The following is a 9,937-nucleotide window of genomic DNA, read 5'->3' on the forward strand; positions in this document are numbered from 1 at the left end:
ATTGATCACCGGCCCAGGCGAGCCCCCGCCGGCCGAGAGCACCGTGCCGTCGGGCAGCAGCAGCGCGCTCGAGTGGTAGAGGCGAGGTTTCGTCGCCGCTGCGCCGGTGGTCCACTGGCCGGTGGCCGGATCCCAGATCATGGCGCTGAAGGCGGTGTCGACCAGCTCGTTGTAGGTGGCCGAGCCGCCGGTGACCAGCACCTTGCCGTCCGCCATCACGGTCGCGCTGGACCAGATGCGGTTGGGGCCGGGCCCCGGGATGGAGGTCACGACGGGGGTGGCGCCATTGAAGTCCAGCACCATCGCGCTGCCGTCCTCGGCGATCAGCAGGATCTTGCCGCGGTCGAACATGGCCCAGGGCATTGCCCAGTTCGCCGTCTTCGGCAGCGTGCCGATCTGCTGGATGAAAGGGGCCTCGGTGTTCATGCTGAACAGCTGGTTGCCGCTGGTCACGAGCACGCGGCCGTTGGGCGCCAGCGTGGCGCGCGGATAGAACCAGTCGGCCGGCCAGTCCTGCATGTTGAGGGTCTGCCAGCCGAGCGTGGGGCGGTAGATCTCGGGCGCGCCGGAGCCGGCGCCGTTGGCATCGATGCCGGCCAGCGCCAGCACGCGGGCGTCGGCCAGCGGCACCAGCGTGCCGTACCAGCGCGCATAGGCCATCGGCGGCCCCGGGCTGATCGTGACTGCGGTCGGGTCGTAGAAATTGACATCGCGCACGCCGCCGTTGACCTGGCTTGGCGTGATGCCGCGGGTGTCGCCGCCGGCCAGCAGCACCAGCCCGGTCTGCGCCGAGGGCGGCAGCACCAGCTGGGCGCTGCAGAAGAGATCGGTGCGGGTGCTGTGCTGCAGCAGGCTGTGCGCGTTGGTGGCCGGCGTCCACACGTCGTAGTAGAGCTGGGCGCCCTGGGCGCCACTTGGGTCGGTGCCATAGCTCATGACCTTGCCGTCGGGCGTCAGCACGGCATGGATGGGGTTGATCGGCCAAGTGATCGGGGCGGCCCATTGGCCGCCGGCGCTGGGAGCCACTGCGGCTAGCACGGCTGCGGTGGACCCCTTGAGAGGTACCCCTGGCCCGAGACCGCGGTCGACGGGCGCGGGGCGATCCCGCTCCAGTTCGCGCAGCCGGGCGATGTCTTCCAGCGTCCTGACCGCCAGGCTGATGGGCGAGGGGGTGGCCGGGGGTTCAGTCGTCGTGGCGGACGGCGCGGGAGCCGGAACCTTGCCGGCGCCGGCAGCCCCACCGGCGACATCCGGCCCCGCACTGCCTCCACCGCCGCACGCGGTGATCACCAAAGGGGCACAGAGGGCGATCCACATCAAGCCCGAAGCACGCGGGTCCGGCGGGGCACTTGGCATATCCCACCTCTAAAGTGAGAACTTTATGGTTATACATCAGCCAAGCTTGAAACGCGTTCTCCAATCTACGTAGAGCCAAAGACCTAAGGTAAGGCTTTAATCAACATGCAGCGCCCGCTCCCGCCGGGATTTGGCGAAGCGTGCGCAGGGCCGCCTCGGCTAGACTTGCGGGGATGCGCCGCAGGCTTGCCCTAGTCCTCCTACTGTTCTCTGTGTTTTGGCAGGCTTTCGCCATCGCGGGTCAGGCCACTGCATTTGCCGAGGTGGAAGAGGTTGCTCATGCCATGCTGCACTGGCAGGGCGAGGCGCATCATCACAACGATGACGGCTCTGTGGCCCAGGATGACTCGGACGAGTCGATGCAGCACGTCGTGGCCGACGGCTGTCTGGGCGCCTCAGCCATCTGGGCTTCTGCTTCTTTCTCCTTTGCGCCTGCCGAAACGGCACGGCCCCTGATGGTCGACGAGATGGCCAGACTCTGGCCGCCGCTCGACCGGCTTCGACGACCTCCACGCCTGACGACCTGAAAACGCCACTGCTCGCCGCGCGCCCGCGCGGCTGAGCCGTTTTCATGTTGGCGATTCGCGCACCCAGATCCAGACACACGTTGCGTGTGTTCCTTCTGCGGGCTCGATCGCCGCCGAGCCAGTCAGGAGTTCCGTGAAATCAGTCCCATGGTTTGTGGCCTGTGCCATTGCAGGCAGTGCGCTGGTGGGGGCGATCGCGCCCGCTGCCGCACAACCATCCCCGTCTTCCGTTCAATCAGGCGCTGCCGGCGTGACCCTGGCGCAGGCCACAGAGGCCGCTTGGCAGCGTGCGGTCCAGTCTCGAGAGGCTGAATCCCAGCGCCGGCGCGCCCGGGCCGAACAGACCGCAGCGGCCAGCCTCTGGGCCGCGTCTCCAGCGATGGAGCTCAACCACATCAACGACCGTGCGCATTCCAATGCCGGGCGTCGGGAAACAGAGGTCGGATTCGTGTGGCCCTTGTGGCTGCCGGGACAGCGCGATGCACGGACTGCTGCGGCCGATGCCGAGCTGAAGCTGGCCGACATCGGCACCGAGGCGGCGCGATTGCGCGTTGCTGGTCAGGTGCGTGAGGCGGCCTGGCGACTGTCGGCGACCCAAGCAGAAGTCGAGTCGGTGGCTGCCCAGCGTCAGTACCTGCAGCGGCTTGCCGGCGACGTGCAGCGTCGCGTACAGACGGGGGATCTTGCGCGGTCGGACGCCCTGGGCGCACGCGCGGAACTGCTGGAGGCCCAGGCACTGCAAAACGAGATCGATCAACGCCTGCAGGCCCTCAGGGCTCAATGGCGAACATTGACCGGCCTCGATGCGATGCCGGATTTGCCTGCACCGACAACGTCACGCGCTCCCGAAGACCTCGCCGCGAGCGCCGAGCACCCTGAGCTGCGCCTGGCCGTGCAAGCCGTCGAGCGCGCTCGCAAGCGCGTGGATGTCGTGAGCGCGTCAAGACGGGACCCGCCCGAAGTCACGTTGCGGTATCGCGAAGAGGCGCCGGGAATGGGCGAGAGCACCCAACGTGGCATCGGGATCGGCTTTCGGATCCCGTTCGGTACCGATGGTCGCAATACGCCGTTGCAAGCGGCGGCTTTCGGAGATCTGGATGTGGCCGAAACCACGGAGCAGCGGCTGCGCGAACGGCAGGAAGCGGACGTGCGCGTCGCGCGCTCGGCCCTGCAAAGCGCTGTGCAGCAACTCGACGGCACGCGAAGCCGGGCCAGTCTGCTGCGCGAGCGCGCCCAGCTCATCGACAAATCATTCCAGGCAGGAGAGTCCTCCTTGCCGGAACTGCTGCGCGCTGCCAACGCAGCGGCGCTGGCCGACGCGGCCCTCGCGCGCCAGCAGGCGGCACTGGGCCTGGCCCAGGCCCAACTCCAACAAGCGCTCGGACTCTTTCCATGATTGACCTTCTCCATTCCCTCCAAAGAACGCGTTACCGGCTGATGCTGGCCGTCGTGCTGCCGCTGGTGCTTCTCCTGTCCGCCGGCGCCTTCGCTGCACCTGGTGCCCATGGTCCCAACGGCGAACATCTGGATAACCCTGCGGCGGCGACCAGCGCCGCCGCCACCGCGCCGCGCATGGAAGCCAAGTCAGAGGCGTTCGAACTGGTAGCTCACCTGCGAGACGACGAACTCTCGATACTCATCAATCGATTCGAAACCAATGAGCCTGTGCTCGACGCCAAGGTAGAAGTCGAATCCGGCCAAGTCAAGGCGGTCGCCAAATTCCATTCCGACCTCGGCGACTACGCCATCGACGACCCGGCATTCCTCAAAGCCCTCAAGGCGCCCGGAGCGCATGCACTCGTGATCACGGTCGTGGCCGGCGCCGACGCGGATCTCCTTGAAGGCACGCTCAACACCGAAGGCGCGGCCGCCGGGGGGCACTCTCACGATGACGAGCATGGGCATGGTGTGCCGGTCATCGTCTGGATCGCATTGGCGCTCTTGACATGCGGCGTTGCCATCTACGTCCTCAACCGTGGCGCCCGCGTGCGTGATCCGATCGGAGGTGCTCAATGACGCACGGATTTGGACTTGAAGTCAGCGCCTCGGCAACGCGTCGCTCGGCAATCCTTGGCGTCGTCGCACTGACGATTGGTGCGCTCTTCCCTGCTGCCTTGCTCGCGGCTCCGGGTGCGCACGGGCCCAACGGCGAGCATCTGGATGCGCCGGGAAGCAACAGCACCGCATCCGGCCTCGCGCGACTGCCGGACGGCAGCGTGCAGGTGCCGATGCTGGCGCAGCGGCGCATGGCCATCCGGACCATCCTGGCCATCGAGAGCGAAGCGTCAGCGACCGTGGAACTGCCCGGCCGCGTGGTCATGGACCCCAATGCTGGCGGCCGCGTGCAAGCGATCCACGGGGGGCGAATCGAAGCTGGCGCCCGCGGCTTGCCCGTGGCCGGCCAGGCGGTACGTCAAGGCGAGGTGCTCGCGCATGTGAGGCACCATGCCGAACCTTACGCACTGGCGAGCCAGCAGGCGCAGTTGGCCGAGCTGCGCAGCAGCCGGCAACTAGCCGCGCAGCGGGTCGAGCGCCTGCAGTCTCTGGAGGGCACGGTGCCTCGCAAGGACATCGAAGCCGCTCGCGCCGAGCTGCAGAGCCTGTCTGAGCGAGAAAAGAGCATTGGCGCGAGTCTGGGCGCGCGCGAAGCGCTTGTGGCGCCCGTGTCGGGTGTCATCGCGCGGGCCGACGCCGTATCCGGCCAGATTGTCGAAGCCCGTGACGTGCTCTTCGAGGTGATTGATCCGGCCCGCGTCTTGGTCGAGGCGACAACCGCTGATCCGGCGCTGCCCGCGCGCGTGGGCGACGCAACGCTGCCGGGCGCACCTGGCGTGAAGCTCAAGCTGCTGGGTGCCGCCCACAGCCTTCGCGATGGCGTGTTGCCGCTGACGTTCCGGGCACAGGCCGAGAAACAGGGCGCTGCCATGCCGCTCGCGGTCGGCCAGCCGGTGACCGTGGTCGCGTCCCTCAACGAACGTATCAAGGGTTATGTCCTGCCGGCGCAGGCCGTGGTGCGCAACAGCGCCAACGAACCCATCGTCTGGATCAAGTCCGGCGCCGAGCGCTACATCCCGCAGCCGGTGCAGTACCGTCCCTTGGACGCCTCGACGGTGGTCATCACCCACGGACTGGGTGCCGACAATCGCGTCGTGGTGCAAGGTGCTCCGCTGATCGCGCAGATCCGCTGAACGGAGCCTCTGCATGTTCAATTGGATCGTTCACAACAGCCTGCGCGGGCGGCTCTTCGTGCTGGCCCTGGCGGCGCTGCTGCTGGTCTATGGCGCCATCACCGCGTGGCGCACGCCGGTCGACGTCTTTCCGGACCTCAACAAGCCGCTGGTCACCGTGCTCACGGAAGCGGGCGGCATGGCGCCCGAAGAGGTCGAGCAGCTCGTCACCTTTCCCTTGGAAACGGCGCTCAATGGCATGCCGGGCGTAACGCGCGTGCGTTCCACCTCCGGCGTTGGCCTGTCCATCCTCTATGCCGAGTTCGACTGGGACACCGACATCTATCGCAACCGCCAGCTCGTGGCCGAGCGCCTGGCGCTGGTACGCGAGCAGCTGCCTGCTGGCATCACGCCCGCCATGGGGCCGGTGTCCTCGATCATGGGCGAGGTGATGCTGATCGCGTTGCCCCTGGAAGGAAACGGCAAGACGGCCGCGGACCCGATGCGGGCGCGCGAGTACGCCGACTTCGTCTTGCGCCCGCGCTTGCTGTCCATCGCCGGCGTTTCCCAGGTCATCCCGATCGGCGGCGACGTGCGGCAACTGCGCGTCGAACCCGACACGGCGCGCATGGCCCAGTACGGCGTCTCCCTGACCCAGGTCGAGCAGGCACTGCGCGGCTTCGCCAGCAACGCGGGCGGCGGCTTCATCGACCTCAACAGCCGGGAGTTCCTGATCCGCCATCTCGGCCGTACCAACCGCGTCGAGGATCTGCGGGGAATTGCCGTTGCCTGGAAGGACGGCCGACCTGTCCTGTTGGAGCAGGTGGCCAATGTGCGTTTCGCCGCCAGCATGAAGCGCGGCGACGCCGGCTACAACGGCTTGCCGGCGGTGATCGTCAGCGTGCAGAAGCAGCCCGCCGCGGACACCGTGAAGCTCACGCGCGCCATCGAGACCGCGCTGGGCGAGCTGCAACAGGGCTTGCCGCCCGGCTTGGCCCCGCCCAAGGTGCTGTTCCGTCAGGCCGACTTCATCGAGGCTTCGATCCGCAACGTCAGCGAGGCACTCCGAGACGGCGCCATCATGGTGGCGATCGTCCTGTTCGCCTTCTTGCTCTCGGCGCGGACCACGCTCATTTCCCTGGTGGCGATCCCTCTGGCGCTGGCGGTCACCGCGCTGGTGTTCAAGCTACTGGGGCAGTCGATCAACGTGATGACGCTGGGTGGCCTGGCGATCGCGATCGGCGAGCTGGTCGACGACGCAGTGGTGGATGTGGAAAACATCCTGCGACGGCTCAAGCAGAACCGCGCGGCCGGCAATCCGCTGTCCACGATGGAAGTCGTGCGCAGGGCCAGCGTCGAGGTGCGGTCCGGCATCGTGTACGCGACTGCCATCGTGGTGCTGGTGTTCGTGCCGCTGTTCGCGCTGCCTGGCATCGAGGGGCGGCTCTTCTCGCCGCTGGGCATCGCCTACATCGTCTCGATCCTTGCTTCCATGCTGGTGTCGATGACGGTGACCCCGGTGCTCTGCCTCTACCTGCTGCCGAAGATGAAGCGCATCGACCGTGGCGACAGTCCATTGGTCGCTCGCCTCAAGCGCTGGGACGAGAAGGTGCTGGGCTGGTCCTTCGCGCGCGCCAAGCTGCTGATCGCGATTGCTGCGGTGGCGGTTGCCGCCGCGGCGGCCAGTGTGCCGTTCTTCCCAAGAGCCTTCCTGCCGGCCTTCAACGAAGGCTCCTTGGTGCTCGGCATGATCTTCAATCCCGGCACGGCGCTGGCTGAAGCCAACCGCATGGGTTCGCTCGCCGAGACGCTGATCGCGGAGGTGCCGGAAGTCACCCAGGTCGGGCGCCGGACCGGCCGCGCCGAGCTCGACGAGCATGCGGAGGGCGTGCACGCGGCCGAGATCGATGTGGACCTGAAGCGCTCCGCACGCGACCGGGCAACCGTGATGGCGGACATCCGGGCGCGGCTATCGGTGCTGCCGGCGCAGGTCACCATCGGCCAGCCGATCTCGCATCGTTTGGACCACCTGCTGTCGGGCGTGCGTGCGCAGATCGCGCTGAAGATCTTCGGCGACGACACCGACACCTTGCGCGGGCTCGGCGAGCAGATGCGCCAAGGGCTGTCGGGCGTGCCGGGCCTGGTCGACCTGACGGTCGAGAAACAGGTGCTGATCCCGCAGATCACGGTCCGGCTCGATCATCGGAAGCTTGCGCAGACAGGCCTCTCGCCGGGCGAAGCGGTGCGGGTGCTGCAGGCACTGACGGATGGCGCGCACGGTGCCCAGATCGTGGACGGCCTGCGCCGGTACGACCTGGTGCTGCGCCTGCCGGACGGCCGCCGCAGTCCGCAGGACCTTGCCGCGACGCTGATCGACACGCCGGCCGGCCGCCTGCCGGTCTCGGCGATCGCCACTGTCGAGGAAACCGACGGACCCAACCAGATCGGCCGCGAGAACGGGCGCCGGCGCATCGTGGTCTACGCCAACACCGACGGCTCCGACATGGGCCGGGTGATCCAGGACATTCGGGGCGCGATCGCCAAGACACCCTTGCCGCCGGGGACCTTCGTGAGCCTGGAAGGACAGTTCCAGGCCCAGGAGCAGGCGATGAACCTGATCGTGGGTCTGTCGCTGATCTCGCTGGCGATGATCTTCCTCGTGCTGTATGCGCGCTACAAGTCCGCGGTGCTAGCCGGGATCATCATGGCCAACATCCCGCTCGCGCTCATCGGCAGTGTGGTGGCCATGTGGCTGGCGGGCGTGAGTTTGTCTGTGGCGTCGATGGTCGGCTTCATCACGTTAGCCGGCATCGCCACACGCAACGGCATCCTGAAGGTCAGCCACTACATCAACCTGTGCCGCTTCGAAGACGAGAGCTTCGGCATCCCCATGATCGTGCGCGGCTCGTTGGAGCGCCTGACGCCGGTGCTGATGACGGCTCTGGTGGCGGCCTTCGCGCTAACGCCGCTTCTCTTGGCCGCCGACGCGCCGGGCAAGGAGATCCTGCATCCGGTGGCCGTGGTGATCTTCGGCGGCCTGGTCAGCTCGACCGTGCTCGATACGCTGCTCACGCCGGTGCTGTTCTGGCTGCTCGGCCGCCGCGCCACCGAACGTTTGCTCGAGGTGGAGTCACCCGGACCTGGCCTCCCGCCGGTGCCGCAGGAGTCGTACTGAGGTGGCCCTGGCACCCGTTTCCATTTCCCAAGGCTTTGCGGCGCCGTCTTGTAAAAGTGCGCCTTCCCCTGACCAAAGGACGATCCGAATGATCCTGAAAAACTCTCCCTTGCGCCTTCTCGCCGCGGCCGTGGTCCTGGCTGCGTCCACGCTGACCGTGAACAGCGCTTTCGCGCATGGCGCTGCGAAAGCGCAGCACGGCGGCATCGTGCAGAGCGCGAGCGACCTGTCGTTCGAACTGGTCGCAGCCGGCGACGGCGCCACCATCTACGTCCTCGATCATGAAGACGAGTTCGACACCGCCAACACGAGCGGCAAGCTCACGGTGCTCAATGGCGCCGAGAAATCCGAAGCCGAGCTGAAGCCGGCGGGCGGCAACAAGCTGGAGGCCAAGGGCGTCAAGCTGGGCAAGGGCTCCAAGGTCGTGGCCGCGCTGCGGACGGCGGACAAGAAGACCATCACCCTGCGCTTCACGTTGAAGTGACCTGCAGCACGCCGCAGCTTGTCGGGTTGCGCGGCGTTGCCGAGTGCGGCGCTCGCCGGCCCGTTGCACGGGTGCAGCAGCCTGATGGAAGGGCGCGCTCGTTTCCTGGACAGGGGCGGCCAGGCGGATCGTGCAGATCAACGCGGGCGCGGCCATCAACGTGTCGTTGGCCAGGGATTGCCGCAAGGAGGTGATGCCGGAAGCCGCGGCTCGGAACCGCTACGCACTGGTGCGCTATTCCGAGGCGCCCAGCCGCTATCGACACCGGATCGCTCCTCACACAATGTGGAGCCCTGGAGGGGCGTCGACCGTGTCGATCACCCGAGGTGGCCATAGTGATGACTGGCGGGTCGTGAGTCCTCTTGCAGCGCCTCGCGACCTCAGTCGAGAGTCACCACCTTCACATAGAGCTCTACCAGGCCCCAACCAATCAGTGCCGCAGCGCCGATCGCAAGAATCGCCGACCCGACGATTCCCCCAAGCCGTTGAAAAGCGTTCCGCGCCGCCGGGCTTTTGGGCTCCCGATCAATGGAAGGGGTATCCATGATGACAATTGTCGATCGAGGCGCTTGCCTGTGGACTAGATCTTGACGCCGTGCACCTGCGCCGTAACGTTTGGCAATCTTCTTCACGCAGCGCACCCGCGAGGCCGCCCTCGCGTTGCTTGCAGGCATGGGGGACATTCGTCCACCCTCTGGAGCTTCCGTGAACATTGATCGTTCTGCCGTTTTCAAATGGATTGCCGCAAGTGCTGTGGCAGCCGGTGCACTCTTCGCTGCAGCATCCGCCAATGCCGGTACGAGTTGGTCGGTTGGTATCAGCGCACCAGGCGTGGCTATCGGCGTCGCCGAGCCACGCCCGGTGTACTACGAACCAGCGCCCGTCTATTCGCGTCCTGCCCCGGTCTACTACGAACCGGCGCCTCCCGTGTACTACCGTCCGCCGCCTCCCGTGTACTACCGCCCCCCGCCTCCGGCCTACCGTCCGGCTCCGGCGTACTACGGTCCGCCGGCAGCGGTCTACTACGGGCCCGGCGAGCGCTGGCGCCATTGCCATCATCACCGTCGAGATTGGGACGATAGAGACGACTGAACGCCTGCGCTCACGAATGGCCAACCTGGCGTGGCAAATGCGCATGGCGGAGTTGGCGCGCGATGGCGCCCAAGCAAGCCTCCTGGAAACCGGCAGCAGCGCTTCAAGCATTGGCGCCTTGAAGCTCTAGAGGCGG

7 protein-coding genes and 1 pseudogene are annotated in these 9,937 nt (G+C 67.0%); 6 read left to right on the plus strand and 2 right to left on the minus strand.

The window, feature by feature from the left end; translation table 11 throughout:
- Positions 1-1,038, minus strand: a pseudogene (locus EJI01_RS27730) (hypothetical protein); the annotation flags it as partial.
- A gap of 491 nt (positions 1,039-1,529) precedes the next feature.
- On the opposite strand from EJI01_RS27730, the gene EJI01_RS27735 reads away from it, so the two are divergent.
- The 6 genes from EJI01_RS27735 (at position 1,530) to EJI01_RS27760 (ending at position 8,709) form a co-directional block, all read left to right on the plus strand.
- Positions 1,530-1,883, plus strand: a complete 354-nt coding sequence (locus EJI01_RS27735) for a hypothetical protein (protein ID WP_126840327.1) — start codon at positions 1,530-1,532, stop codon at positions 1,881-1,883.
- 250 nt (positions 1,884-2,133) lie between these two features.
- Complete coding sequence (locus EJI01_RS27740; RefSeq protein WP_260602721.1) at positions 2,134-3,279, plus strand: TolC family protein; 1,146 nt, start codon at positions 2,134-2,136, stop codon at positions 3,277-3,279.
- Positions 3,276-3,899, plus strand: coding sequence for a hypothetical protein (locus EJI01_RS27745; protein ID WP_126840329.1), 624 nt, complete (start codon positions 3,276-3,278; stop codon positions 3,897-3,899). Before EJI01_RS27740 ends, EJI01_RS27745 begins: the two co-directional genes overlap by 4 nt.
- On the plus strand, positions 3,896-5,071 hold the full coding sequence (locus EJI01_RS27750) for an efflux RND transporter periplasmic adaptor subunit (RefSeq protein WP_126840330.1): 1,176 nt from the start codon (positions 3,896-3,898) through the stop codon (positions 5,069-5,071). Before EJI01_RS27745 ends, EJI01_RS27750 begins: the two co-directional genes overlap by 4 nt.
- A gap of 13 nt (positions 5,072-5,084) precedes the next feature.
- The gene (locus tag EJI01_RS27755; RefSeq protein ID WP_126840331.1) at positions 5,085-8,225 is read left to right on the plus strand and encodes an efflux RND transporter permease subunit; all 3,141 of its coding nucleotides are present in this window, start codon (positions 5,085-5,087) and stop codon (positions 8,223-8,225) included.
- An 88-nt stretch (positions 8,226-8,313) separates the two neighbouring features.
- Positions 8,314-8,709, plus strand: coding sequence for a hypothetical protein (locus tag EJI01_RS27760; protein WP_185879096.1), 396 nt, complete (start codon positions 8,314-8,316; stop codon positions 8,707-8,709).
- 380 nt (positions 8,710-9,089) lie between these two features.
- On the opposite strand, the gene EJI01_RS29005 is transcribed toward EJI01_RS27760, so the two are convergent.
- Positions 9,090-9,254, minus strand: a complete 165-nt coding sequence (locus EJI01_RS29005; RefSeq protein WP_185879097.1) for a hypothetical protein — start codon at positions 9,252-9,254, stop codon at positions 9,090-9,092.
- Positions 9,255-9,937 lie beyond the last annotated feature (683 nt).

This window comes from Variovorax sp. MHTC-1 (assembly GCF_003984645.1).
Lineage (GTDB): Bacteria > Pseudomonadota > Gammaproteobacteria > Burkholderiales > Burkholderiaceae_C > Variovorax.

What these genes read in the sequence shown, in the direction of transcription:
- EJI01_RS27735 (WP_126840327.1), top strand. Translation starts at nt 1,530, where the DNA reads ATGCGCCGCAGGCTTGCCCTAGTCCTCCTACTGTTCTCTGTGTTTTGG.
- EJI01_RS27745 (WP_126840329.1), top strand. Translation starts at nt 3,276, where the DNA reads ATGATTGACCTTCTCCATTCCCTCCAAAGAACGCGTTACCGGCTGATG.
- EJI01_RS27750 (WP_126840330.1), top strand. Translation starts at nt 3,896, where the DNA reads ATGACGCACGGATTTGGACTTGAAGTCAGCGCCTCGGCAACGCGTCGC.
- EJI01_RS27755 (WP_126840331.1), top strand. Translation starts at nt 5,085, where the DNA reads ATGTTCAATTGGATCGTTCACAACAGCCTGCGCGGGCGGCTCTTCGTG.
- EJI01_RS27760 (WP_185879096.1), top strand. Translation starts at nt 8,314, where the DNA reads ATGATCCTGAAAAACTCTCCCTTGCGCCTTCTCGCCGCGGCCGTGGTC.
- EJI01_RS29005 (WP_185879097.1), bottom strand. Translation starts at nt 9,254, where the DNA reads ATGGATACCCCTTCCATTGATCGGGAGCCCAAAAGCCCGGCGGCGCGG.